Annotated in this window: 22 protein-coding genes; 7 read left to right on the top strand and 15 right to left on the bottom strand. The window is 59.0% G+C overall.

The window, feature by feature from the left end; all coding sequences use genetic code 11:
• Positions 1-83 precede the first annotated feature (83 nt).
• From GJA01_RS04075 to GJA01_RS04055, 5 genes are all read right to left on the bottom strand, one after another.
• A complete protein-coding gene (locus GJA01_RS04075) occupies positions 84-695 on the bottom strand; it encodes an ankyrin repeat domain-containing protein (protein ID WP_062503699.1) in 612 nt (203 codons plus the stop codon).
• A gap of 77 nt (positions 696-772) precedes the next feature.
• Positions 773-2,821, bottom strand: a complete 2,049-nt coding sequence (locus GJA01_RS04070) for a glutamine amidotransferase (RefSeq protein WP_099282273.1) — start codon at positions 2,819-2,821, stop codon at positions 773-775.
• The gene (locus tag GJA01_RS04065; protein ID WP_062504586.1) at positions 2,818-5,565 is read right to left on the bottom strand and encodes a DUF4159 domain-containing protein; all 2,748 of its coding nucleotides are present in this window, start codon (positions 5,563-5,565) and stop codon (positions 2,818-2,820) included. Before GJA01_RS04065 ends, GJA01_RS04070 begins: the two co-directional genes overlap by 4 nt.
• Positions 5,562-6,488: a DUF58 domain-containing protein gene (locus tag GJA01_RS04060; RefSeq protein ID WP_062504588.1), complete on the bottom strand. Its 927-nt coding sequence runs from the start codon at positions 6,486-6,488 to the stop codon at positions 5,562-5,564. Before GJA01_RS04060 ends, GJA01_RS04065 begins: the two co-directional genes overlap by 4 nt.
• A 5-nt stretch (positions 6,489-6,493) precedes the next feature.
• The gene (locus GJA01_RS04055) at positions 6,494-7,522 is read right to left on the bottom strand and encodes an AAA family ATPase (RefSeq protein WP_062504591.1); all 1,029 of its coding nucleotides are present in this window, start codon (positions 7,520-7,522) and stop codon (positions 6,494-6,496) included.
• Between the two features lie 94 nt (positions 7,523-7,616).
• On the opposite strand from GJA01_RS04055, the gene GJA01_RS04050 reads away from it, so the two are divergent.
• The 3 genes from GJA01_RS04050 to GJA01_RS04040 are packed head-to-tail and all read left to right on the top strand — an operon-like array spanning position 7,617 to position 11,220.
• The gene (locus GJA01_RS04050; protein ID WP_062504593.1) at positions 7,617-8,210 is read left to right on the top strand and encodes a DUF1285 domain-containing protein; all 594 of its coding nucleotides are present in this window, start codon (positions 7,617-7,619) and stop codon (positions 8,208-8,210) included.
• Complete coding sequence (locus GJA01_RS04045) at positions 8,207-9,418, top strand: CCA tRNA nucleotidyltransferase (RefSeq protein ID WP_062504595.1); 1,212 nt, start codon at positions 8,207-8,209, stop codon at positions 9,416-9,418. Before GJA01_RS04050 ends, GJA01_RS04045 begins: the two co-directional genes overlap by 4 nt.
• Before the next feature lie 47 nt (positions 9,419-9,465).
• Complete coding sequence (locus GJA01_RS04040; RefSeq protein ID WP_062504597.1) at positions 9,466-11,220, top strand: ABC transporter ATP-binding protein; 1,755 nt, start codon at positions 9,466-9,468, stop codon at positions 11,218-11,220.
• Here GJA01_RS04040 and GJA01_RS04035 read toward each other — a convergent pair.
• The 6 genes from GJA01_RS04035 to GJA01_RS04010 form a co-directional block, all read right to left on the bottom strand.
• Positions 11,178-11,690, bottom strand: a complete 513-nt coding sequence (locus GJA01_RS04035; RefSeq protein ID WP_062504599.1) for an RNA pyrophosphohydrolase — start codon at positions 11,688-11,690, stop codon at positions 11,178-11,180. The genes GJA01_RS04040 and GJA01_RS04035 overlap by 43 nt on opposite strands.
• A complete protein-coding gene (locus GJA01_RS04030; RefSeq protein WP_062504601.1) occupies positions 11,687-12,805 on the bottom strand; it encodes a divergent polysaccharide deacetylase family protein in 1,119 nt (372 codons plus the stop codon). The genes GJA01_RS04035 and GJA01_RS04030 overlap by 4 nt, the downstream gene beginning before the upstream one ends.
• Positions 12,806-12,835: 30 nt before the next feature.
• Positions 12,836-14,302: a S41 family peptidase gene (locus GJA01_RS04025; RefSeq protein ID WP_062504603.1), complete on the bottom strand. Its 1,467-nt coding sequence runs from the start codon at positions 14,300-14,302 to the stop codon at positions 12,836-12,838.
• Between the two features lie 124 nt (positions 14,303-14,426).
• Entirely contained in the window at positions 14,427-15,716 is a 1,290-nt protein-coding gene (locus GJA01_RS04020) for a murein hydrolase activator EnvC family protein (protein WP_061932423.1), read from the bottom strand.
• Positions 15,703-17,241, bottom strand: coding sequence for a 2,3-bisphosphoglycerate-independent phosphoglycerate mutase (gene gpmI / locus GJA01_RS04015; RefSeq protein WP_062504605.1), 1,539 nt, complete (start codon positions 17,239-17,241; stop codon positions 15,703-15,705). Before gpmI ends, GJA01_RS04020 begins: the two co-directional genes overlap by 14 nt.
• Before the next feature lie 121 nt (positions 17,242-17,362).
• Entirely contained in the window at positions 17,363-17,554 is a 192-nt protein-coding gene (locus GJA01_RS04010; RefSeq protein ID WP_026017457.1) for a CsbD family protein, read from the bottom strand.
• Positions 17,555-17,701: 147 nt separating this feature from the next.
• Between GJA01_RS04010 and msrB the strand changes: the two genes are divergently transcribed.
• The 3 genes from msrB (at position 17,702) to GJA01_RS03995 (ending at position 19,140) form a co-directional block, all read left to right on the top strand.
• Positions 17,702-18,121, top strand: coding sequence for a peptide-methionine (R)-S-oxide reductase MsrB (msrB, locus tag GJA01_RS04005; protein ID WP_082785293.1), 420 nt, complete (start codon positions 17,702-17,704; stop codon positions 18,119-18,121).
• A complete protein-coding gene (gene upp / locus GJA01_RS04000; RefSeq protein ID WP_010502049.1) occupies positions 18,118-18,756 on the top strand; it encodes a uracil phosphoribosyltransferase in 639 nt (212 codons plus the stop codon). The genes msrB and upp overlap by 4 nt, the downstream gene beginning before the upstream one ends.
• 96 nt (positions 18,757-18,852) lie before the next feature.
• Positions 18,853-19,140 (top strand): DUF1330 domain-containing protein, encoded by a 288-nt coding sequence (locus tag GJA01_RS03995; RefSeq protein WP_061932429.1) that lies wholly within the window; start codon positions 18,853-18,855, stop codon positions 19,138-19,140.
• 169 nt (positions 19,141-19,309) lie between these two features.
• Here GJA01_RS03995 and GJA01_RS03990 read toward each other — a convergent pair whose 3' ends face one another.
• Positions 19,310-20,536, bottom strand: coding sequence for a threonine ammonia-lyase (locus GJA01_RS03990; RefSeq protein ID WP_062504607.1), 1,227 nt, complete (start codon positions 20,534-20,536; stop codon positions 19,310-19,312).
• Positions 20,536-21,009: a transcription elongation factor GreA gene (gene greA / locus GJA01_RS03985; protein WP_062504609.1), complete on the bottom strand. Its 474-nt coding sequence runs from the start codon at positions 21,007-21,009 to the stop codon at positions 20,536-20,538. The genes GJA01_RS03990 and greA overlap by 1 nt, the downstream gene beginning before the upstream one ends.
• A 248-nt stretch (positions 21,010-21,257) precedes the next feature.
• On the opposite strand from greA, the gene GJA01_RS03980 reads away from it, so the two are divergent.
• Positions 21,258-21,464, top strand: coding sequence for a helix-turn-helix domain-containing protein (locus tag GJA01_RS03980; RefSeq protein WP_062504611.1), 207 nt, complete (start codon positions 21,258-21,260; stop codon positions 21,462-21,464).
• A gap of 55 nt (positions 21,465-21,519) precedes the next feature.
• Here GJA01_RS03980 and carB read toward each other — a convergent pair whose 3' ends face one another.
• A complete protein-coding gene (gene carB / locus GJA01_RS03975) occupies positions 21,520-24,774 on the bottom strand; it encodes a carbamoyl-phosphate synthase large subunit (protein ID WP_062504614.1) in 3,255 nt (1,084 codons plus the stop codon).
• A gap of 3 nt (positions 24,775-24,777) precedes the next feature.
• Positions 24,778-26,139, bottom strand: coding sequence for a glutamine-hydrolyzing carbamoyl-phosphate synthase small subunit (gene carA, locus GJA01_RS03970; RefSeq protein ID WP_061932436.1), 1,362 nt, complete (start codon positions 26,137-26,139; stop codon positions 24,778-24,780).
• Between the last annotated feature and the right edge of the window lie 12 nt (positions 26,140-26,151).

The following is a 26,151-nucleotide window of genomic DNA, read 5'->3' as shown; positions in this document are numbered from 1 at the left end:
GATGACGCATAGGCCGATGAATAAAAAAAGCCGAAAGGAGAAAATTCCTTTCGGCTTTTTTTGTGTCTCTGAAAATGAAGGGATTAGCGACCGGCGAAGCCCAGAAAACCGGAAGCCGGATCAGTGCTAGCGCCCTTTTCATCGAAACGTGGAGCAACTTTCTTGCGGCTTGAGGTGGCAGCGCTGCCGCCGATTGTCAGATGGCCGCTTCCGCCTTTCATCTGAACGCCACTATCCTGAACGCTTGTTTCCAGACGGCCATCAGGATTGTAAGTGCGCATGGAGAGCAGCAGGAACATGATGTCGTTGCGATTTAGATCGATGGCCATGTCGAGGGGCGTCTGATCGAGAATGTTGTGCGCGTTCATGTCCGCACCGCGATTCAGGGCTTCCTTGGCCGCGTTCAGTGAACCGCGATTGACGGCATCAAACAGGGCCGTTGTCGGGTTCGTATCCGTACGGGCATGGCCGGCATCATCGTCGGAGGCTTCAGCACCGGGCAATGCTGATGGAGGCGCTGCCCGCTTGGCAGCTTTGCGGGCCTCAGCCTTTTTGGCGGATTCCTCGGCTTCCTGTTCAGCCTCTGCGTCATCGGCGTCCTGCGCATGGGCAGAGTGCCAAGGCACAAAAATTGTCGGTGTGGCTGCCAGGGCGGCAATCAGCAAAAGGCGGGGAAGGGTCAGAGGCAGTCGCATAGGGTCAATATACTGCGATCTGAAGTCCTGTGCGAGTCTCCAGAATCGTCGTCCCCAACTTGTCACACGTCGCAACATCAGCGTCCTTCCCGCCACCAGCCGAGCCCAAGACATCCAAGAGCGAGAACAAGAGCGAGCCATCCAGGGATCAGGTCCTGGGTCCGCGTTTCTCCGGCGACAGCGGCCTTGCTCACAGGAAGGCCAATCCAGCCGGATCCAGACAAATCCTGCCCGGCCTGAACCTGTCGAAGATGCGGGATTGAAAGCCCTGCCCAGTTCTGGCTGCCGCCCGAGGTGTTGGCGGTTGCTCCCATGACGGTCGCCGTTGCGCGGAGATCCTGCCGTTCCAAAGCATCCTGAGACACGGGGCTTGCGAAAGCGACAAGGCCATCCTGCCGGATAGTCCAGATTCCGTTTCCATTGACGGGGAGCGTGCCAGTCCACAGTCCTTTTCCGCCCGTCATGGAGAGGGGTTGGGTCCGGCCATCCGGGAGTGTCACCATGGCCTGCGGTGTGATGGTCGTCTGGCCAAGAGCATGGCGCTCGACAAGAAGCTGTCCATTTTCGATGCGCGCCGTCAGGCGGTTTTCTTCAAGGTCTGGCTCTTTCATCAGCCAGTGGGACAGGCGACGGAGCAGTTCGGCCTGCGGGCCGCCACCGCCTTCGCCACGAGACCAGAGCCAAAGCTGATCAGACAGAAGCATGGCCACGCGGCCCTGTTCCACACGATCGAGTAGAAGAAGAGGAGAGCCGTCAGGCCCGCTCATCAGATTCTGCCCGTGAGACTGATCAACTTTGGCAGACCGATACCAAGGCCCCCAGTCGCTGCTGTTTCCAAGACCTGCGGTGACAGGATGCGCCTTACCGAGATCTGTAAGGCCGGGGCGGAAAGGCTGGGTGACGATCCCGTCCGTTGGGACATGAGCGGGAAAAACCTGCGCCAGTGTCGTGTCCTGCAAAGACCCGTCCTGCACGAATTCCGGACCGGCCGTAACAAGCAGGCCGCCTCCCTTGCGCACATAGTCCGCAATGTTGGTGAGATACTCTTCGGGCAGGATATTGCTGTTTCGGAACCCATCCAGAATGATGAGATCAAAGCTGCGGATCTTTTCCTGGAACAGTTCCCGAATAGGGAATGGAATCAGCGCGAGATCGGAAAGCGGTGTGCCGTCATCCGTGTTGGGAGAACGCAGAATGGTGAAGTGGACCAGATCAACAGACGGGTCAGCTTTCAGAAGGCGGCGCCAGACGCGTTCGCTTTGGTTGGGCACTCCCGAAACCAGCAGGACGCGGAGCCTGTCCCGCACGCCGCGGATCCGGATGACATCAGAGTTGTTGAGTTGTGAGGCTTCACCAGGAAGGGCGGAAACGGACAGGCCAACCAGCGTTTCGCCGGGGTGTTGAACCGGGACAGTGATGTCCTGCGGCTGGCCGGTCTGGATCGTGCGTGTCGCAGGGGCGGCATCGCCTGCGCGTACAGTCAGCGTTGCTTCTTTCACGGCGGGCGATCCGAGATCATCAACCTGAAGGCGAATGATCGCGTTCTGCCCGACGATGGCATAGGGCGGCGTGCTGAGAATACGTAGTCTGCGGTCTGTTTCTTCTCTCTTGGCCGCCACAAGGAGATGCATCGGCAGCGTCTGCCCATTTGGGCCGTGGAATCGCGCAGGTAGATGCGCGGGCACGTCATGGTCCATCCCGTCCGTGACAACAATTGCACCGGCAAAGCGACCCTGCGGCAGGTCAGCATGATCCATTGCGTCGAACAGGCGTGTGCCGTTCCCGTTGCCTCCGGGAACGTCGATCCGGTGTAGAGTCAGGCCGGGGAGATGAGCGGCATCCTGCATGATCTGGCTGGCAGTCTGATCGGCAAGCGCTGTTCTTTGGCCAACCTGCATGGAGGGAGAGCGATCCACGATCAGGAGCGCATCCTGAGGAACAGGCTTGAAAACCGGATGGAGCGAGCGCGGTCCCGCCATCCAGCCCAGAAGCAAAAGAACGGCAAGAGCGCGCCAGATCATCCCACGTGCGCCACGGATGAAACCGTACACTGCGCCTATGGTAATGACGGCTGCAATCGTGATGAGCAGCCAGAGCGGCAGAAGAGGAACGAGATCGAACGTCATGGTGCGTCCTCCTCGTCTTCATCCGTGCTGCCTGTGTTTGTCTGCCCATCTGGATTGTCCTGTCCCAGTCGGCGCAGCATTTCAGGGTAGTGAGCCTGATCGCTTTTGTAGTTTCCAGTCAGGGCGTAGAGCACCATGTTTACCCCGAAGCGATAGGCCTGTGTGCGCTGGTCGTCTCCGCCGGGCAGGACTGCATAAGGATGGTTGCCGGATGCATCGACGGCCCAGGCATGTGCCCAGTCTCCATTGCCGATGATGACCGGGCTGACGTCATCATTCGCCTCGTCTCCGTTGCGGGCGACATAAACGGGCTGACCGTTGATCCGGCCGGGAAAACCGCTGTGCAAAAGATAGAAGGTGTGTCCCAGAACGTGTTTGTCCGTCAATTTGGCGAGGGGAGGAATGACTAGCCCATCCGTGACGCGCTTCAGAGCTGCCCGGACTGCGCCGCCGGATCCGGCATCCATATCCGTGCCTGCGCCCTGTTGATCGATCAGCAGGATACCGCCGTGATCCATGAAGGCATTCAGGGCTTTGGTCCTAGCAGCATCGGGCTGGGCATCTGCGGTAATGGGCCAGTAGAGCATTGGATAGAACGCAAGATCATCTTTGCCGGGTGTCACGCCATCCGGATGGCCGAGAGTCGCTGAACTCCGCGCACTGGTATAATCGGACAGGCCCTGAAGGCCTTCTTTTGAGGCTTCATCCACATCGTCATGTCCAGTCAGAACATAGGCGAGACGGGTTTCGAGGGCTGCTTGCGGCGCAGACGCCGGAAGGGCAGGAGGCGTGTGGCTGCCTGTCTGTGCCTGCGCCTGTGGCATAGCGATCAGAACAAGCAATGCGGTTACTGGGCCAAGCAGTCCACGACGTCGGAGTGACAGAACAAAATCCACCATCAATACCAGAAGTCCGGCGGAGAGCAGCCACGGTCCGATCGGGCGATCCGGGTGCGCGCCGTCCGGAGTAATGCGGGCTCCAAGCAGAGGTTCTTCCTTTAGGGGGGGGGCGTGATCGGAAACATTGAGCGCGCGAGTTCCATGCGCTGGGCCGTAAAGACCTGCAGGATGCGTTACGCTAACGTTTGTCTTTGAAAGATCAGTGGCCCGAATGGAGCGTGCGGCTTCGGGAGGCATGACGAGGCCTCCATCGCTGTCGAGCATACGCCATGGAGCAAGATCGGTTGGTCCGCTTCCGGCCACACCGGCTGAGCGTTCAATCAGGTGTTCCAGCATTTGTGGGAACAGCCCGGAAATGGGCAGGTTGGACCAATCGGGAGAGGGTGTGACGTGGAACAGGATGATTTCCCCGTTTCCTTCCGTACGGGCGGTAACAAGGGGTGTTCCGTCTGCCAGCGCGGCCCAGACATGCTCCTGAAGGCCGGTTTCAGGCTTTGCCAAAACCTGACGGGAGACTGTGACATCAGTAGGAATATTCAGATCAGCAAAAGGCGAAGAGGCCGGAAAGGGCTCCAGTGCCTGTGGTTTCCCCCAGGACATGGGGCCGCCAAGCTGGCGCATGCCGTTCATCAGCGGGACGGGAAGGAGCGGATCGGCAGAAGATGTGTCCTGCTGGGAGGACGGCTCTGCGGCAAGGCCGGGACCTGCGAAGCGGATCAGCATCCCACCGTGGCGCACCCACTCCAGAACACGCTTGCGGGTCTGGTCGCCAGACAGCGCCCCATCCGTTGCGACCAGAACGGAAAGGGACGAACCGAGCAATGCATTCGCGTCGCCGTTATGACGCTCCGACACTGTATCGAGGGCGTGGTTCAGGAAGAATGCCGAACCGATAAGAGGAGTGGTATCGCCCGGTGTCTGTAGCAGGCCGACCGGGCGGCGGTGACCGGCGTCGCCGAGCAGAACGGTTGTAGCTGGTCCGTTCATACCTTCGAGCGTGAAATGATCGAGCTGATTTCGTAGCAGAGCCGGGAGTACGAGGGTTTTGTCCTCGCCAACCTGTGCGGGGAAGGTAGCAAGCGTGCCTCCATTGGCGGCAACCGCGCGAATCGTGACAGCGCGGGAAGGGCAGTTCAGGCCTTCAGCTTTGGCGTGAAGAGCCCCGTCGGAATTAGGGCCTGCCGACAGACGCAGGATGTCGCACGCGTTCCAGCGCATATCCTGTACGGAGCGCGACTTGCCTAATGCTGCCTGAAGGACTGCATCATCGGGGGATGCAAGCCCATCAGACAGAACGACGACATGCTTGTCAGACAGGTCAACCCTCTGGAGCAGGTCTGCAAGTCCAGCGCGATCCACGGGCCAGGAGTGTGCGTGCAGATGCTCCAGATGTTCGGACAGGGCGTGTCCATCCTGTGTCGTGAACGGTTCAGGCATGGCGCCATCTGAAGATCGGGCAGCATGAACGACCGTGACGGGGTTGCCATTGCGAAGAGCGGTTTGACCTAAAGACAAGGCTGCTGCCACACGTTCATTCCAGTGCGGGATGGATGCCCAACCATCATCGAGAACGATCAGGAGGGGGCCGTTCGTTGTGTCACTCGTGTGTGGAATAAAGACTGGTCGGGAGAGGCCAAAAATAACGAGAGCGACTGCCGCAATCCGCAGAATGAGCAGCCACAACGGTGAGCGCGCTGCATCTTCACGCCGGGCTGTCAGTCGCTTGAGCAGCAGTAGGGAGGGAAAGGTTTTTTCCTGCGGGGCTGGCGGCGTAGCGCGGACGAGCCACCACAGAGCGGGGAGCGCCAGCAGACCCAGGAGCAGAAGCGGGGACAGGAAGATCATCGGCCGCCTCCCATGGCAAGATGTAGGGCTAGAAGCGCCGGGAGCGGGGCCTGTGAGGTGTCATGCATGATGCAATCCGCGTGAAGACGGCCTGCGCTGCTTTGAAGGGCGGTGAGATGCGCGGACATGGCCTGTTCGTAAGCTGGCCCGAGGCTCTCAACTGCGGGAAGGGTCAGAACGCCACCTTCAAGCCCGGAAAACCGGATACGTCCCTTCTGGTCGAGGGAGCGCTCACCGGGATCAAGAATACACAGCAGATGCGTCCAGACCGGTCGGTTGGCGCAGTGCTTGAGAACGGCATCAATCCGATCTTCTTCCCACAGAAAATCACTGATGAGGACGAGATCTGTTTGCGGCTGGATACCGTCCAGAGGGGGGAGCTCTGGTTCATCTGGCGAGGAATGGAGAAGGGCTTCACCAAGACGTCCAAGCACCTGACGGCCAGCGAATGTGCGTCCCGCTTCCGGCCCCGTCAAAAGCCCGGCCTTTTCCCCCCCCCTGAGGGCGGCACCAGCAAGAGCCAGCGTGCAGAGTTGGGCGCGTTCGCGTTTGGTAGGCAACGTGCCCGCAGAACGCCAGTCCATGGACGGAGACGGGTCGCACCAGATCAGCAGGGACTGTGCGTTTTCCCGCTCCCGTTCCCGCACCCAAAAGGTGTTGTCAATCGGGGACCGGGCGGATTGCCGCCAGTCGATGGCCGTTGCGGGTTCTCCGGCATTGTAGGGCCTGAACTGCCAGAAGTCTTCGCCGCTGCCAGCCCGTCTGCGCCCATGCGTGCCAACCTGAAGGCTGGCGGCAATCTTTTCAGCATGCAGCAGAAGGGCCGGCAGGGCTAGACGCTCTGCCGGGGCGGTCATGGACTCTGAGGAGCGGCTGTTCTTGCGGGAGAACAGACCGCGGAGCGCTTCGGTGGGACTTTTCACGGGGTTCAGAGGATCGTCTGGGCCTGTTTGCGGATCAGGGCTTCAACCGTCACGCCAGAAGCTCTTGCACCGAAGCCAAGCCCGATACGGTGAGACAGGACCGCCTCGGCCAATGCCACGACGTCATCAAGGCTTGGTGCCAAACGACCGTTCAGAAGGGCGCGGGCGCGGGTGGCGATCATGAGGGCCTGTGCGGCACGTGGGCCTGGTCCGAAAGAAACGGCATCCCGCACATCAGCGGACGCAGAAGCATCTTCAGGGCGCAGGGACCGTGTCAGGGCCAGAATGGCATCGACGATCTTGTCTCCCACGGGCAGACGACGAACCAGCTTCTGGGCAGCCAGAAGGGTTGTTGCGTTCATCAGAGTAGGGGCGTGGGCTGTTGTGGCGCCCGTGGTTTGCAGAAGCATCTGGCGCTCTGCATTCCGGTTCGGGAAATCCAGCGGAATACGAAGCATGAAACGGTCGAGTTGAGCCTCGGGCAGCGGGTAGGTGCCTTCCTGCTCAATCGGGTTCTGCGTCGCGAGAACGTGGAAGGGTGAAGGCAGGACATAATCCTTGCCACCCTGCGTCACGCGGTGTTCGGCCATGGCCTGTAGAAGCGCGGACTGGGTGCGCGGGCTGGCACGGTTGATTTCGTCGGCCAGAACAAGTTGTCCAAAGATCGGGCCGGGCAGGAATCGGAAGGCCCGCTGTCCGTTGACGTCCTGATCCAGAATCTCCGCACCTGTAATGTCGGACGGCATGAGGTCAGGCGTGAACTGGATGCGGGTCGCATCAAGGCCCAGCACGCGGGACGCTGTATTGACGAGAAGTGTCTTGCCGAGACCGGGTGCACCCATCAGAAGCGCGTGACCGCCAGAAAGGATCGTGACGAGAACCTGCTCGATCACACGGTCCTGTCCCAGCACAATTCCGCCAATAGCCTGATGGACATCGCGGAGAACGGGGGCCAGACGGTCGGCCTCGGCCACATCCGCTTCGCCCTGGAGGGTTCCGGCGGAGGCGCCGGTAGAATAATGCTGCTCGCTCATATCACCAGTCTGACAGGTGTGGGGGTTTCATCAAGGCTCGATTGCACCCAACTTGGTGTGAGAAGAGAAGTTTTCATTTTAACCGGAGGGAAAATTGAGCGCGCATGATTGTCGGGATGCCTCCCGATCAGACGTTTTCCCCGCGACAGGGGCATCCGAAACCACTTCTGACGCAGGTCAAGGCAAGGGTGTGCGCCAATTACCCTTTCTGATCCGTCGGGATGGGACATGGCTCTATCGCGGTTCTCCGGTAACGCGGAAAGCGATGCTTTGCATGTTTTCGTCCATGCTGACCCGGGATGCGGAGGGCACATACTGGCTGAAAACACCGATGGAAAGCGGTGTTATACAGGTGGAGGATGTGCCCTACATTGCTGTGGAAATGGACTTCAAAGGAAGCTGTGGGCGGCGTCAGACGCTCTGTTTCCGAACGAATATGGATGAACTTGTCTGCGTCGGGCCGGACCATCCGATCTCCTGTGACTGGGATCGGCCCGCTGATGACTGCGGTTCTATTCCCTATGTGCATCTGAGAGACGGTGAGGGCGATTTTCCGATCCTTGCGCGAATCAGTCGCTCTGTTCATTTCGAACTCGCGGCGCTGGCCGTACCGGGGCATGCGGAAGGCAAACCCTGTCTGGGGGTCTGGAGTCAGGACTGTTTTTTCCCGCTTTCACGTCAGCCATGAAAGAGGCTTCGGGACTTCTGGCCCGCGTGAAGGATCGACGCGGTCTGGATGAGGTGTGGCGTTTGTTGCCAGAGGCACGGCTGGTTGGTGGGTCCGTGCGGGATCTTCTGCGTGGTATGCCGGTTCATGACCTTGATATGGCAACCCCTGACGCTCCCGCAGATGTCCTGAGCATCCTCAAATCCGGTGGAATAAAAACCATCCCCACCGGGCTGGCGCATGGCACAGTGACGGCTGTGATTCGAGGGGAACCTTACGAAATCACAACCCTGCGCCGTGATGAGGAAACAGATGGCAGACACGCTGTTGTTTCCTGGACGGGAGATTGGGCTGAGGATGCGGCGCGTCGGGATTTTACTATCAACGCCATGTCACTGGACCGGCATGACGTTCTTCATGACTATTTCGGTGGTTTAAAGGATCTTGCCGATCATCGTGTTCGGTTTGTCGGAGAAGCAGGACGACGGATCGAAGAAGATGCGTTGAGAGCGCTCAGGTTTTTTCGGTTTGATGCCCGATATGGCCATGGGGAGCCTGATGCAGAGGCCTGTCAGGCGATTTCGGAACGGCTGGATCTGATTGATGCGTTGTCGGCCGAACGGATTGCTTCTGAACTGCTGAGAATTCTGACCGGACCACGGGTTGTCGAAACGCTTTCCGTTATGAAAGACGTGGGACTTCTGGCGCATCTTGTCCCCGCTTCGGATATTCAGGCGTTGCACAGGCTTCTGGTGTGTCAGGCTCCTGAAGAAGCACTTCTACGGTTGTTCGCGCTCTGTCATGTAGACTGGAGTGATCTGGGGGAACGACTGAGACTGTCGAATGCGGATCGTGACCGCCTTCGGCAGTATGGTGAAAATACGCCTGTTCTTGATCCGGCCATGCTGGAGGATGATCTCCGCCGGGTCCGGTTTCGGCAGTCTCTTCCCATTCTTCTGGATAGAAGCTGGTTGACGCAGGCTTCTGTTCTCGGTGTGCCGGACAAAGGATGGGATCGTCTGAGGACGCGTTTGCAGCACATGCCCCAGCCGGTTTTTCCATTGACTGGGCAGGATGCAAAAGACGCCGGATTACTGCCGGGGCCTATCATGGGAGCCTGGCTGAAGGCCGGGCAATCCTGGTGGCTGGAACAGGGCTGTCGGCCTGACAGGAAGGCCTGTCTTATGCATCTGGCGGGAGCCTCCGAACTACGGGAAAAATCAGACTAAAGCCGTCTTGTTTCGCAGTTTTCAAGAGGCCTGCTAAACCCCCACGCATGAGCAGAAAGACAGCCCTTGATACAGATAGCCAGATTCTGATCCGCAGGATCTGGCGGGACGAAATGCGTCATCACGTTCGTCAGATCGTGACGGTCATTGTACTGACTGTTTTGATGGCTAGTCTGACCGCGCTGTACCCGGTCGTCATCAAGCGTGCCGTGGACATGTTCGCTGCGCAGGACCCTCGGATTTTGTATCAGGTTCCAGCGCTGGTCGTGATTGTGACCACACTGAAAGCAGCTTCCCAGTATGGGCAGACGATTGCCGTTCAGGGGCTTGTTCTGACGGTGATCCGTGGGTTGCAGTCCCGCATGTTCAGACATTCCCTTCAGACTGATGTTTCCCGCATTGAGCGCGAAGCCCCTGCCCAGTGGGCTGCGCGCTTTACAACGGATGCCGTTTCCATCCGTGAAGCCATGGTGCGTGTTGTGAATGCGCTGGGTGATGCCGTGACGGTCGTAGGCCTTGTGGCCGCCATGATCTGGGCTGACTGGGAACTGAGCCTTATTGCGTTGGTGTTGTACCCCGTCGCTGCTGTTCCGATCCAAAAGCTGGGCAAAAAAGTGCGTCGGGCGTCCGGCGGAATGCAGGAGCAGATTGGTGAGACGTCTGCACTTCTGAATGAAAGTTTTGCGCTGGCACGTCAGGTGCGGATTTACCGCATGGAGGACCGCGAGAGCAGTCGTGTCGACCAGTCGCTGGATCTGCTGCACACCGCGTTTCTACGCATTGCAAAAGGGCGCGCGCGTGTTGATCCTGTTCTGGAAGTTCTGGGCGGAACGGCTGTGGCTGTCGTTTTGGGGTTTGCGGGCTGGCGTGCGGCCATGGGCGGGGCAACACTTGGAGACTTCACGGCGTTTATCACCGCTCTCCTGACTGCCGCCCGGCCTATCCGTGCGCTTGGGTCACTCAACACGGCAATGCAGGAAGGTCTTGCTGGACTGGCGCGTGTTTTTGCCGTCATTGATGAGCCGCCTGCGGTTATTGACCGCACGGATGCCGTGTCTTTGCCGGGCGGCAAGGGGCATCTTGTTTTTGAGCAGGCATCCTATCAGTACGAAGATGGTCGGGTGGGGCTGGCTGGTCTGACGCTTGATGTACAACCAGGCCAGACTGTGGCTCTCGTTGGGCCGAGCGGAGCAGGAAAATCAACGGCACTGTCCCTGATACCGCGTCTGCATGATGTGTCGGGTGGGCGTATTCTGCTTGAGGGGGTGGATATTCGGGATGTGCAGGTGGCGTCTTTGCGTGATGCGATTGCGTATGTCAGTCAGGACACCACACTGTTTGATCTTTCATTGATCGAAAATATCTGGATTGGTCGGCCAGATGCGAGCCGTGAGGACGTAGAAGCGGCCTGCCGGATGGCGGCTGTCGATTTTACGGACAATCTTCCGCATGGTCTGGAAACGCGCGTTGGTCCAGGGGGGCGCCGTCTTTCGGGGGGGCAGAGGCAGCGTGTAGCGCTTGCGCGTGCTCTTCTGCGTGATCCCCGCGTTCTGCTTCTTGATGAAGCGACAAGTGCGTTGGATTCAGAAAGCGAGTCTCGGGTGCAGGGGGCTCTCGCAACTCTGCGGACCGGGCGCACCACGGTGATTGTGGCGCATCGCCTTTCGACGGTTCAGTCCGCAGATGTGATTGTCGTGATGGACGAAGGACGGGCTGTTGAGGCAGGGTCGCATGCCGATCTTCTGAAAAAAGACGGCCTTTATGCCCGGTTGGTGCGCAGCCAGTCGCTGGAAGCAGCCTGATAGAGGGTTTTTAGTTCTGGCAGGAGTTTTTCGTAAAGCTCCTGTTTGAAGCCCAGATTGCGTTGAAGCAGGTCTTCCGGCTCTATCCATTCCCAGAGATCAAACTCTGCAGGAAGATGCAGATCCAGCCGGATGTCGCTGTCTGTTCCCTCAAAACCGAGAACAAACCATTTCTGTGTCTGTCCGCGGTATTTCCCTCCCAGTGCCCGGCCGATCAATTCTGTTGGTAGATCATAAGCCAGCCACTCGGGGCGTTCTGCCAGGACTGTTGCCCGTGTGCAGCCTGTTTCTTCTGCGAGTTCACGCAAGGCGGCAGTCCGAGGGTCTTCTCCTTCGTCTATGCCACCTTGTGGGCATTGCCAGATCTCTCCCGGCAGATCTGCGCGCCGGGCGACAAACAGCTTTCCGTCCCGGTTAAAAAGGGCGACCCCAACATTGGGACGGTAAGGAAGATTGGAAAAATCGGTCATAGGGGAGCCGTCTGAATGTCTTTGGGCTGTGCCGAGGCCTGTTCACTTGTTGTACCATTGTCTGCCAGTGCGGAAGGCGGAACGAGAACAAAGCGGTTTGCAACGGGGCCACTGAGCCAAGTTGCAAGACGATCGATCGCTACTGGCGTCAACGGACCAACCATCAACAGGATATGTGTGGGTTTTGTACCGTCTGGAAGCCGGGCGGCAAGCTGTGCATCAAGCGTTGCGGCATCGGTGTCACCGTTGATCCATGCCGTCGCAGTCATGCCCCGGATATGACGGTCTTCCTGAGGTGATCCGCTGAGGTAAAGCAGATCATGACTGGCGATGATGTCTTCAATCGGATGGAAACCAGGCGTGGTGGCATATCCGCCACCGGGTTGGCTGTCTCCGGCTTCCGAAGCATCCGTCAGACCAGTTGCACCTTCTGCGCGGGACAGGCACCAGTCCAGCTCACGGCGATCATCGGCTTCGGAATTGCCATTGCCCAGTGCGTGCGGGCCTTCATCAACGTTTTCTGGATGAGCGCTCTGCATCGGCAGCGTGACAAAGATTTCCCGATGGGCTGCGTGGGCACGCGCCAGAACATCCGGCAGATTGCCAATATAAGGCGATACGCCAACGGCAACCGGGGCGGGAATGCGTGAAAGCACATCGTAGGTCATGGCATCTGAATAGCCAAAGCCCTGAAGCACGATGGCAAGGGCCGTCTTCCCGGATGCTGTGATTGAATTCAGATCGAAAGTGGGTGCTTGTGCAATCGGCGGCGGCATCTGCGGAGATTTGATCGCTGGCGTCGATGGAACCGGAGCTGGGACAGGAACAGGAACAGGTTTAGGTGTGGATGTATTTTGCGCCTTCTCGACTGGTATCACGGGCGGCCGTACTGAATAATTATCGGCCACCGCATCCGGTTGATGAGCACCGGGGGCGGCAGGTTGGTTGTTTGTCGTGCGTACCGGAGTGGAAGGCTGGCTCTGATGCCGGAGCATCAGAGCTGCTGTCGTGCCACCTACAAGAACAAGACCCCAGAACGCGACCAGAAGGCGTCCGATAACGGGAAGACGGCTCCAGAGCCCGGGGGAACGGGGTGAAGCGGGACGGTTCTGCACGATCTGGACTGTCCTTCTGGTTTTATGAGTTTAGTGCGCCGGAGTGTTAGCCGGTGCGGACTTCTTGTCAGTTGGAGACGCCTTGACTTCGGTGGCCTGTTCAACCGCAGGAGCCGGGTTCGGAATGCCTGCCATGGCATTCACGACCTTGATTGCCTGCTGAAGCTGGAAGTCCGTTGCGGGTTTTGTGAGATCGAACTTCGGCCAATCCGCAGGGGGAGCCTTCGGAATGGATTTGGAAATTGCCGGCAGGTCTGTGCGGGGCGTCTCGGTGGTGCGATTTCCGCCCACATTCGTCAGAATATGGGACAGATCAGCTTCACGATAACCGTAGCCATCGTCATCCTTGGTTTCTGCAACCGTAATATCAGGCGTAATGCCCAGCCCCTGAATGGAACGGCCGGATGGCGTATAGTAACGGGCTGTTGTCAGGCGGACAGCGCCTTGATCGCCGATCGGGATCAGCGTCTGGACAGACCCCTTGCCGAACGTCTTTTCGCCAAGAATGACCGCACGGCGATGATCCTTCAGGGCACCGGCAACGATTTCGCTGGCTGAGGCAGAACCGCCATTTGTCAGGACAACGATCGGCAACCCGTTGGTGATGTCCGTTCCCTTGGCATCCCAGCGCTGGTTGTTTTCCGGGTGACGTCCACGGATGGAGACAATCTCGCCTTCCTTGATGAAATCATCGGAGACGGCGATGGCCTGATCGAGCTTGCCACCAGGGTTCGACCGTAGATCCAGAATAACGCCCGTCAGCTTGTGGGCAGGACTTTTGGCGGCTTCTGCTTTGAGCTTGTCGAAAGCCGTATGCATTGCACCTTCGAGGTCATCATCGAATTCGGTCAGACGAATATAGGCTGTGCTGCCGTACAGGGCGGACCGGACGATCTGAACGTGAACGATTTCGCGCTTCATGTCGAAAGTCAGGGTCTTACCCGTCTTTGGGCGTACGACGGTCAGGCTGATGGAGGTTCCTGGATCACCACGCATTTTGCGGACGGCCTGATCGAGCGTCAGACCATCAATGCTTTTGTGGTCGACCATGGTGATGAAATCACCCGTCTGGATACCCGCGCGGGCAGCAGGTGTGCCGTCGATCGGTGATACCACGCGGACATGGCCGGATTCTGCCTGAACCTGAAGGCCAAGGCCGCCGAATTTGCCGGAAATCTCGGTCTGCATGTCCTTGAACTGGGCGGCGGTCATGTAAGACGAATGCGGGTCCAGTTCGCCAACCATGCCATCAAGCGCGTTGTTGATGAGGTCTTTGTCCGAAACCGGATGAACGTATTCGGCCTTCACGACGTCCATGACCGTACCCAGAAGAGTCAGGAGACGAACGGTTTCGGCGCTGTTGTCATGAGAGACGTCGCGGGCGAGGGCGGCGGTAGGGAAAGTGCCAGCGGACCCGACGAGACGCAGTGCGCCCGGTCCGACAGCCAGTCCGGCCAGAAAGGCGGTGCCCAGCAACAGGCCAGTACGGAACTTCATGTGATCTCCATCCTCGGGAACGGGCGTGCTTCCGGCGTCTCTTGCTGTGCAGGACTAGCGCGAAACGGGTTGCCGAAATGTTAAGACGTGATCTTACAGTGTCCTGCCCTGTCAGAAAACAGGGTCAGAGAAACGGAGCAGGGCTGACGATCTGTGCGCCATGGCGTAACTGGACGAACAGCAGCCCGTCAGAGGCGGGCATTTGCCCGAGTGTGGCGGCTTTCCTGACGCTTTGACCGCTTGAAACCCCCAGAGAGCCGAGGCCAGAAAGAACAAAGCGATAATTCTGCCCGCAATCCAGGATCAGCATCTGCCCGAAGGACCGGAAAGGACCGGAAAAGACGATTCGTCCGCTGCAGGGGGCCTGTACGGCGGCGGATGAGGCTGCTGCGTAAGTGATGCCCGTAGCGGGACCAGCCTCTGTGTCCTGTCCCCAACGGACTGCGACATGTCCCGAAACCGGGGCATGCCCGCTGCCGGAAGAGACGCCATTGCCAGCCGACAGTGCTTTCGCCTGCGCGCGTGCCTTGCGGGCCTGCTCCATCTGGTGCTGCTTTGCCAGCGCACGGGCCTCTGCCTCAAGTTCGGCTTTGGCCTGTGCTTCCTGCCGGGCGATGGTTTCGATTTCAGCTGAAAGATCAGCAGACGCTTTCATGGCTTCGGCGACAGCGGATCTGGCGCGTTTTGCAGCCTGATCCGAAAGCGTTTCCTGACGGGCCGCGACCTTTGTTCTGGCCGCTGCGACATCGCGCTGGCGTGTCTGGGATTTCAGGAGACCATCCAGTTCTTTCTGGCGGCTATCAAGCGCGTCTTCGACTGTTTGGAGTTCGTTCTGTTTTGCCTGAAGATGCGCGGCCCGCTGCTGGGTCAAGCGTGAGAAACCGCCAAGAATGGACAGGGCTGTTACGCTGTCTGTTGCGGCGGAGGGGGAGGCGAGAAGCGCGGCATCAGGCGCAATGGACAGGCGGGCTGCAACGGGCAAAAGAGGCTGCAAGGCCTCGTTTTCGTGGGCAATATCCTGCCTGATACTAGCCTGTTTCTGTTTCAGATCATCAATTTCCGCGTTCAGAGTGTCGATACGGGAGCGTGTTGTCTGAACGGCTGTTTGTGCTGTGCGTGTCTGTGCGGCAAACGCGACTTTGCGGGCATTGTCCTGAAGCGCTTTTTGTTGCGCCTGAGTGGCCGCTTGCTGTCGCGCGCGTAAAGTGGCTGCTTCCTGCGCCTGCTGGGCTTCGAGCGCTTTTCGGGCGGCCTGCGCTCGCGCAAGCGCTTGTTGTCCAGCGCTGGCCGCAGATGAATGGTGAGTATGCGCGGCGGCCCGGTGATGGGCGTGATCTGCCGGAGAGGCCGCCATCAGCCATGGCGAGATCGCCAGAGCCAATGGCAGCAGTCTGGCTGGATCAGACGTTTTCAAGCAGGGAAACGCCTGTCATGGCTGCGGGCTGAGGCAGGCCGAGGAGCGCAAGAAGGGTCGGAGCCAGATCGGCAAGGCGTCCGTCATGGATGGTCTTGCCTGTGGCGTGAGCCAGAATGACCGGAACGACGTTGAGGGTATGGGCCGTGTGAGCACCGCCGGTTTCGGGGTCGCGCATGGTTTCGCAGTTGCCGTGATCTGCAGTGACAATCAGTGTTCCCCCGGCGCGGGTAATGGCGTCATTGATACGGCCAAGGCCCTGGTCAACCGTTTCGCAGGCCTTGATGGCCGCCGGAAGGGAGCCGGTATGGCCGACCATGTCCGGGTTGGCGAAGTTCAGGATGATCATGTCGAACCGGCCTGAGTCGATGGCTTCCACAGCACGATCTGTCAGTTCAGGAGCCGACATTTCCGGTTGCAGATCATAGGTGGCGACTTTTGGAGACGGGACGAGGATACGCTCTTCACCCGGAAGCTGGACCTCTCGACCACCGTTCAGGAAGTAGGTGACGTGCGGGAATTTTTCTGTCTCGGCCATGCGAAGCTGTGCCTTGCCGGCTTTGGACACAACGTCTCCCAGAAGATCGTCGAGGGGGATCTTCGGAAAGAGGACCGTCATGTATGGGGCAAGATGGTCAGAGTAGCGCGTCATGCCACTGACGGCGGCGAAATTGATGAGACTGCCACTGTCGTAACCGTCAAAATCCGGCACGACCAGAACATCCAGAAGCTGGCGGATACGGTCTGCGCGGAAATTGCAGGACAGAATACCATCTCCGTCTTTCATGCCTGCGTAACTGCCGAGCACTGTCGGGACGACGAACTCGTCTCCCTTGTCTTCAGCATAGCTGGCTTTGAGGACGGAAAGAGCATCGTTCGCATGCGGGCCATTGCCATCCCGAATGGCATCGACAGCCAGTTTGACGCGTTCCCAGCGACGGTCACGGTCCATGGCGTAATAGCGTCCGCTGATTGTGGCGACCTGCACACTTTTGGGGAGGTCGGCCAGCAGGGCGGAGATGTAGTCCTGACCGGACTGGGGGGCGGTGTCGCGGCCGTCACTGAAAATGTGCAGGGCCACAGGAACACCAGCCGCGCTGACGATTTTGGCGAGCGCAAGGACATGGTCCTGATGGGCATGAACACCACCGGGGGAGATCAGGCCCATGAGATGGCAGGTGCCGCCGGAGACTTTCAGAGCGTGGATGAACTCTTTCAGAGCCGTATTTTCAGCGAGGGAGCCGTCCCGTGCGCTTCGAGAAATGCGCGGGAGTTCCTGCATGACAACGCGTCCAGCGCCGATATTCAGATGGCCGACTTCCGAGTTGCCCATCTGGCCATCAGGCAGGCCGACGTCTTCGCCACAGGTTTTGAGAAAGGCATGAGGGGAGTTAGCCCAGAGGGTATCGAAAGTTGGTGTGTTGGCCAGTCTCACCGCGTTATCGGAATTTTCCTCACGCCAGCCGAACCCGTCCAGAATGACGAGCATGACAGGGCGGCGGGGGGATGAAGCGGTGGAGGACATGGCTGTTTCCTGTCTTGCGGAAGGAGGAAAGAAAAGAGAGCCATTATGTCACCTTTCCCCACAAATGCGAACGCCCGCCGGAGAGGCGGGCGTTGCATGTCTCATGACCGTGACGTGAGCGTCAGATCTTGTCGACACCCTTTTTGACGGCGTCCTTGACGTCGCCTTTGGCTGTCTGGGCCTGACCCTTGAGGTTCTGGACGACGCCTTCACCTTCAAGCTCTTCGTCATTCGTGACACGACCAACTTCTTCCTTGATCTTGCCGACGACCTTGTTGGTAGCACCTTTGATTTTGTCTTCGATGGAGCTCATGATGATCTCCTCCTGAAAAAGAGTTACGGACTTCAAACGGCTCTCGGCAGAAGAAGTTTCGGTCGCAGCTTCAGATATGCGTGACAAAAGGGGATGTGGCTTCCATATATCGGAAACTGAAAACCTCAGATTTTCTGGAGACTGACCATGACCCAAGGCTGCGGTTCCGTTAAGGGCGCCACTGGTGGCGGATGTGGTGTTGGCCTGACGCCGGAGCAGCGCCGTATTCTGCTGGAGCATGGCACTGAATATCCCGGTTCCAGCCCGCTGAACGATGAAAAACGTTCTGGAATTTACGCCTGTGCCGGGTGTGGCCGTGAGCTGTTTTCGTCCGCGACGAAGTACGAAAGCGGGAGTGGCTGGCCATCGTTTTTCCAGCCTCTTGAAGGCGCTGTTGAAACGACGCGGGATGGGAGCCATGGAATGGTTCGCACGGAAGTACACTGTGCGAACTGCCAGGGGCATCTGGGGCATGTCTTTCCTGATGGGCCACCACCCACGGGATTACGGTATTGCATGAACGGTCTGGCGCTCGATTTTCGCCCGGCCGCAGGAGAAAAAGTATGAGTCAGGCGCTGCCGCCTATCGTTCTCGACCATCCGCTGGTGCGCCACAAGCTGACCCGTCTGCGCGATAAGAATACATCCACAGCGGGTTTCCGTCGCCTGACCCGTGAGCTCAGTCTGCTTCTGGCTTATGAAGCCACGCGTAACCTGTCTCTTGTGCCGCGTCAGATCGAAGCACCCAGCGGGTTCATGGAAGGTGAGGAACTGGACGGCAAGAAGCTCTGCTTCGTCTCCATTCTGCGTGCGGGTAACGGCCTTCTGGACGGAATGCTGGATCTCGTGCCGTCTGCGCGTGTCGGTCATATTGGTCTTCGCCGGGACCATGAGACGCTGGAAGTCAGTGAATACTACTTCAACATGCCGAGCGATGTTCCGGGCCGGACCTGCATTGTTCTGGACCCGATGCTGGCCACCGGGCACTCTGCGGCTGCTGCTGTCACGCGTGTTAAAGAAGCGGGAGCAATCGCACCTGTTTTCGCCTGTCTGCTAGCAGCTCCGGAAGGGATTGCTCACATGACGGAGCTGCATCCGGATGTGCAGGTCGTGACGTGTTGTGTGGATCAGAAGCTTGATGAGCACGGCTATATTGTCCCCGGTCTGGGAGATGCTGGCGACCGTCTGTTCGGGACGCGCTGATAGACGTAAATATTCGGCACACGCGCTTGTGTGCTGAATGTTATGCCGTTTTGTGGCCGGTTATGGATCATCATCCTTTTCTCGGGAGTTTCATCCATGACCGCCTACGCTATTTTCATTCGCGACAAACTGACAGATCCCGCTGAATTTCAAGCGTACTCAGATACGGTTGGGGAGACCTTCAAGGGCCATCCCGCCAAAATTCTGGCTGCTTACGGAAAGCAGGAAAAGCTTGAAGGTATTGAGCCGGACGGTGTGGTCATTATCGAATTTCCGGATATCACTTCTGCCCGCGCCTGGTACGATAGCCCGGAGTATCAGGCTGCTGCAAAGCACCGCTGGAAAGCCGCGTCCTACAATGTTGTTATTGTAGAGGGCGTTTGATCTGTCGCTCTAAATCGTGAAATCAATGTGTTCTATGTGATTGGGGACGGCAATATTTTTGCCGTTCCTGCGCCGGGTATCTGCTGAAGATCCGAGTTTTCGGAAGGTTGACGCTGCCAGCGAGCATGAGGCCCGTGGCAGCTATGAGTGTGAAAGACCCTATGGGTTTTCAGTCCCTGCGTACGATGTAATGCCGGGACAGGTCGGTCTCGATCTGTTTGGCATGTTCCGTATCGCGGGCTTCAATCATCACGACCAGCTCTGCCGTTTGGACGGAGGGAGAGGCAAAGAGACGGTGATGGGACACTTCGATAATGTTTCCACCGTAATTGCCAATCCGGGCGGAAATATCGGCCAGCATGCCTGGCCGGTCAGGGATCTGGAAAATCAGGCGTAGGATACGTCCGTCCCGCAGGAGCGAGCGCAGGATTGTGTTTGCCAGAATACGGGCGTTGATGTTGCCGCCAGACAGGGGAAGGGCGACTTTGCGACCCTTGAACAGTTCCGGATTGGCGATAACGGCAGCCAGTCCCGTGGCCCCGGCTCCTTCGCAGACCTGTTTGGCTTTCTCGGCGAGCGTGGTGATGGCGCTTTCAACCTGAAGCTCATTGACTACCAGAATTCTGGAAATCCGGTGGCGGAATGCGTTCAGGCAGTGTTCGCCCATCGTGGTAACGGCAATGCCTTCCGCGATCGTGGAGCCGCCGAGCGTCGGGCCTCCCTCTTGAGGGAAGGCAGCCAGGGATGCATAGGCCTCGACCTGTACGCCAATGACTTCGACGTCCGGCCGTAAGGCCGCCATCACGGTTGCAAAGCCACCAATCAGACCGCCGCCACCAACCGGCACAACGACCGTGTCAATCTGGGGGGCGTCCTGAAGCAGTTCCAGAGCCGCCGTGCCCTGTCCTGCAATGACGGCAGGATCATTGAACGGATGGACGAGAACGCGTCCTTCTGTCTTCTGCAGTTCTTCTGCTGTGATGCAGGCCTGTGCAAAATCGTCGCCAGCCAGAACGACATTCGCTCCCCAGGCCTGCGTTGCCGCAATTTTGGATGCCGGGGTAAAGCGCGGCATGACGATTGTCGCATCAATGCCAAGAAGACTGGCCTGACGGGCCACACCCTGCGCGTGATTGCCTGCCGAGACGGTAATCACGCCGCATGCCCGTTCTTCAGCCGTCAGGAGCGCCATTTTGTTGGCGGCACCCCGCTCCTTGAAGGAGCCAATGGCCTGAAGGTTTTCGAGCTTGAGCGTAATTTCCGCACCTGTCAGACGGGACAGGGCAGGGCAGGTAATCGTCGGCGTGCGTACCACTGTGGACGCGATGCGCTCATGGGCGCTCTCGATGTCCTGGATGGTAACGACAGGGGCGGTGGACGTCAGGACGTCAGACATTAGCGGTATGTGACTTTCAGGATCTCGTAGGTGCGATCGCCGCCGGGGGCGGGAACGGAGATGGTATCGCCCACATCCTTGCCGATCAGGGCCTTGGCGAGCGGGGACGAGATGGAGATCAGGCCCTGCTTGATGTCGGCTTCATGGACGCCGACGATCTGGTAGGCGTTTTCCTTGTCTGTCTCTTCATCCACGACTTCGATATGCGCACCGAAACGAACCTTGGTGCCTGTGAACGCGGAAGGATCGATCACGTCAGCGGAGGAGACGATGCTTTCAAGCTCAAGCACGCGTCCTTCGATGAAGGACTGGCGATCACGGGCAGCGTGGTACTCTGCGTTTTCAGAAAGATCGCCGTGTTCGCGGGCTTCCGCAATGGCGCGAATGACTGCGGGACGATCGACGCTCTTGAGAGTTCGCAGTTCGTCTTCGAGACGCTGTAGTCCCTGCGCGGTCATTGGGATCTTCTGCACTCTGAAATCCTTGAGAAAGCATGGCTGGAATTGAATGAATAGCCAGACAACATAGGATTTCAGGGGGTTTTATGCAAGGTAGGGTGTTTTTATTTATCGATTAACGATAATAAAATAAAGCGCCAAGGGTAAGGATTCAAGATCCTGATGTCAGGAAAACAACATAGGAAAATATGGTCTGTCTCAAGTAGAGGAACTGTATTTAAGTTAGGTAACCGGCTTCAATCTGAAATAGATGAGGTCATCTGATGCCTGTCCGGATCAGTCTGGATGAGCTTCTGAAAGAGCGGGGCATGTCTTTGACGGAGTTGTCGGAGAAGGTGGGTCTGACGCTTGCCAACCTTTCCATTCTCAAGACTGGCAAGGCAAAGGCGATCAGGTTTTCCACTCTGGAGGCTCTGTGTCGCGTGCTTGACTGCCAGCCGGGCGATATTCTTCGGTATTCGGGCGAGTAAGAACAAAAAAAGCCCGCCAGATTGTTCTGACGGGCTTTTTTGTTATGAGGCGATGTTAGAACTCGCCTTTGAAGTAGGACTGGAGTGGCGCAACGCCCAGGTCACCGTCCTTGAGAACCGCAATGGCGTAGGTCGCTGCACGGGCACCGGCAATTGTTGTGTAATGCGGGATGCCCATCGTTAGGGCGCCGCGACGGATGTCGTAGCTGTCACGCGCTGCCTGACCGCCCTGAGACGTGTTGATGACCATCTGCACGTCGCCGGAGCGGATGGCATCCACGCAGTTCGGGCGGCCCTGCATCACCTTGTTGACGCGCTTCACGGGAATGTTGGCCGCTTCAAGGCGTGATGCCGTACCGCTGGTGGCAAAGATGGTGAAGCCCATTTCCACAAGCTTGCGGGCTAGAGGCTGGACATGTCCCTTGTCGCTGTCACGGACGGAGAGGAAGACCGTTCCGGACAGTGGCAGCTTCACGCCAGCAGCAAGCTGCGACTTGGCAAAAGCGCGTTCGAAGCTGGAATCCAGTCCCATGACTTCACCCGTGGAGCGCATTTCCGGACCAAGGATCGTGTCAGCGTTTGCAAAGCGATGGAACGGGAAAACAGCTTCCTTGACGGCCACATGCGGGGACACTGCGCCACCATCCAGACGGAACTCGGACAGGCGTGCGCCAGCCATGACGCGGGCGCCGATCTTTGCAACCGGAACGCCTGTTGCTTTGGCGACGAACGGCACGGTCCGGGAAGCGCGTGGGTTCACTTCAAGGACGAAAACTTCCTGATCCTTGATGGCGTACTGCACGTTCATCAGGCCACGGATACCAAGTTCGCGGGCCATGGCTTCCGTCTGCGCGCGGAGTTCCGTCACCAGTGCCGGGGAGAGCGTGTAGGGCGGCAGGGAGCAGGCGGAGTCACCGGAATGGATACCGGCTTCTTCGATGTGCTCCATGACACCGGCGACATAGACCGTCTCGCCATCGGCGATGCAGTCCACGTCGGCTTCGATCGCGTCGTTCAGGTAATGGTCGAGCAGGATCGGGCCGGTCGAGACTTCTGGGCCAGCGGCACGGAGAACCGTGTTGAGGTAATGCTTCAGACCAGCATTGTCGTACACGATTTCCATCGCGCGTCCGCCCAGAACATAGGATGGGCGGGCGACAACCGGATAACCGACTTCCTCTGCAACCTTTTCAGCATCTGCGGGCGTGCGGGCGATGCCGTTGCGTGGCTGGCGAAGGCCCAGCTTGCGCAGCATGGTCTGGAAACGCTCGCGGTCTTCGGCGCGGTCAATCGCATCGGCAGGGGTGCCGAGGAGTGGGATGCCTGCGTCTTCCAGTGCGCGGGAAAGCTTCAGCGGGGTCTGGCCGCCATACTGCACGATGCAGCCCAGAACCTTACCGCCACGCGCTTCCGTGCGGATGAGGGCGATGACGTCTTCTGCCGTAAGTGGCTCGAAGTACAGACGGTCGGATGTGTCGTAATCAGTAGAAACCGTTTCCGGGTTGCAGTTGACCATGACTGTTTCAAAGCCAGCTTCGCGCAGGGCGTAAGCGGCATGAACGCAGCAGTAATCGAACTCGATGCCCTGACCGATCCGGTTCGGGCCACCGCCCAGAATGATGATCTTGTCGCGGTTCGTCGGCTGGCTTTCGCATTCCGGCGTACCGAACCCGCCTTCATAGGTGGAGTACAGATACGGCGTGTCGGAGGCGAACTCGGCGGCGCAGGTGTCGATGCGGCGATAGACCGGTACGACGCTCAAAGCTTCGCGCTGTGCCAGAACGTCTGCTTCGTTTTGACCTGACAGGCGGCCAAGCTGACGGTCCGAGAAGCCCTGAGCCTTCAGGCGACGGAAGCCGTAAGCGTCCTTCGGAAGGCCATTCTTCTCAACGTCACGCTCGGACGCGATGATGTCTTCAAGCTGGCGCAGGAACCATGGTTCGAACTTGCAGGCCTGCTGAACCTCTTCAACCGTCAGGCCAGCACGGAGCGCCTGTGCGGCCATCAGGATACGCTCGGGGCGTGGCTCTGCGAGGGCGGCCAGATAGGCGTCCTTGGAGCCGTCGCCAGGTGCTTCAACCGGGTCCAGACCGGTCAGGCCCGTCTCCATGGAGCGGAAACCCTTTTGGATCGCCTCGGCAAAGGAGCGGCCCACGGACATGGCTTCACCGACCGACTTCATGGACGTCGACAGCAGGGCCGGAGAGCCTGGGAACTTTTCGAACGTGAAGCGGGGGATCTTGGCGACAACGTAGTCGATCGTCGGCTCGAAGGAGGCCGGGGTCGTCTTGGTGATGTCGTTCTTGAGTTCGTCCAGCGTGTAACCAACGGCCAGCTTGGCGGCGATCTTGGCGATCGGGAAGCCGGTTGCCTTGGACGCCAGCGCGGAAGAGCGGGACACGCGCGGGTTCATTTCGATGACGACCATGCGGCCATCAGCCGGATTGACACCGAACTGCACGTTGGAACCACCGGTCTCGACGCCGATTTTGCGCAGGCACGCCAGTGAGGCGTCGCGCATGCGTTGATATTCCTTGTCGGTCAGCGTCAGGGCCGGGGCGACGGTGATGGAGTCACCGGTATGCACGCCCATCGGGTCGATGTTTTCGATGGAGCAGATGATGATGCAGTTATCCGCGGTGTCGCGGACCACTTCCATCTCGTACTCTTTCCAGCCGAGAACGGACTCTTCAATCAGAACTTCCGTTGTCGGGGAGGCATCGAGGCCGCCCGCGACGATCTGGTCAAACTCTTCACGGTTATACGCGATGCCGCCGCCAGCGCCGCCCATGGTGAAGGACGGACGAATGATGGCGGGCAGGCCGACATCGGCTAACGCTGCGCGGGCTTCTTCCAGCGTATGGGCAATGGTGCTGCGCGGGCTTTCGATCCCGATCTCGTCCATGGCCTCGCGGAACTTCTGGCGGTCTTCCGCGCGATCAATGACCTCTGCGTCTGCGCCGATCAGTTCCACATTGTGCTTCTTGAGGAAGCCGGACTTGTCGAGCGCCATGGCGGCGTTCAGGGCTGTCTGGCCGCCCATGGTTGGCAGGACGGCGTCGGGCTTTTCCTTGAGGATGATGCGCTCGACGAATTCCGGCGTGATCGGCTCGATATAGGTTGCGTCCGCCAGGCCCGGATCGGTCATGATCGTGGCTGGATTGGAGTTGATGAGGATGACGCGATAGCCTTCCTCACGCAGTGCCTTACAGGCCTGTGCGCCGGAGTAATCGAACTCGCAGGCCTGTCCGATGACGATCGGGCCTGCGCCGATGATCAGGATGGACTTGATGTCTGTCCGTTTTGGCATGGCTCAGGCTCCTGCTTTGGCGCGACGGTCCATGACCGCGACGAAACGCTCGAAAAGATAGAAACTGTCAGACGGGCCAGGGCTGGCCTCGGGATGGTACTGAACGGAGAAGGCGTCCTTTGTGGTGGAAGCAATGCCTTCGTTGGAGCCGTCAAACAGGCTCACATGCGTCACCTTCACATCAGCAGGCAGGGACTTCTCATCCACGGCGAAGCCATGGTTCTGGCTGGTGATTTCCACTCGGCCACTTTCGATGTCTTTGACCGGCTGGTTGGCGCCGCGATGGCCACGATCCAGCTTGTAGGTCTTCCCACCAAGAGCCTGTGCGAGAAGCTGATGGCCAAGGCAGATGCCGAAAACTGGCACGTTGGCGTCCAGAACGCTCTTGATGGCCGGGACGGCATAGGTGCCGGTCGCTGCCGGGTCGCCCGGGCCGTTGGACAGGAACACACCTTCGGGTTTCAGTTCCAGAATTTCCTCAGCCGTAGCGGTCGCGGGCAGAACCGTGACGTCACAACCAGCGGTCACGAGGCAGCGCAGGATGTTGTCTTTGGCGCCGTAGTCCATGGCGACCACGCGGCGGCGGTTCTCGGTACGGGCCGGGCGGGTGCTTTCCCACACGCCTTCCGTCCAGACGCGCTTCGGCTGCGTGACCTCTTTGGCGAGATCCATGCCTTCGAGCCCAGGCCACTGGCGGGCGCGGTTCAGCAGGCTGTCCGTGTCGATCCGGCCGTTTGCTGGAAAGGCAAGGATGGCAGTTTGCGGGCCATTGTCACGCAGGGAGCGGGTTACTGCGCGGGTGTCTACTCCGCTGATACCTGCGCGGCCATGCTGCTTCAGCCAGCCATCGAGGGATTCCATGGAACGCCAGCTTGCCGGAGCGGTGACGTCTTCCTTCACGACGGCGCCAAGAGCGGCCATCTTCGGCGCTTCATTGTCGTCCGTGTTCGTGCCGACATTGCCGATATGCGGGAAGGTGAAGGTCACGATCTGCCCGGCGAAAGACGGGTCCGTCAGGGTTTCCTGATAGCCGGTCATGCCGGTGGAGAAGCAGAGTTCACCGACGGCGCCATCGGTGTGGGCGCCGAAGCCTCGGCCCCACAGGACCGTGCCATCTGCAAGGACAAGGGCGGCATTGGCGCCGGCAGGGCAGGAATTGGACACGTCCGTCTCTCTTTCTTGCGGGGTTTCAGCGGAAGTCAGGTCCTGGAGTTCGATTCCGGGAACGCGTAGCAGGGCGGGCCAGTGCTTGGTCGGCACGGTTCGCGACTGACGCCACTTGCGGACGGCTTCGAGGCCGACGCCGGCAAGAGCAGCGATCTCGTCCGCGCCTCCGGCTTTTTCGATGATTCTGTCGATGTCCATGGTCGCCCGTTC

Source organism: Gluconobacter japonicus (assembly GCF_002723975.1).
Lineage (GTDB): Bacteria > Pseudomonadota > Alphaproteobacteria > Acetobacterales > Acetobacteraceae > Gluconobacter > Gluconobacter japonicus.
Note: the sequence above shows the minus strand (reverse complement) of the source record. Positions and strands in the feature narration are given on the sequence as shown.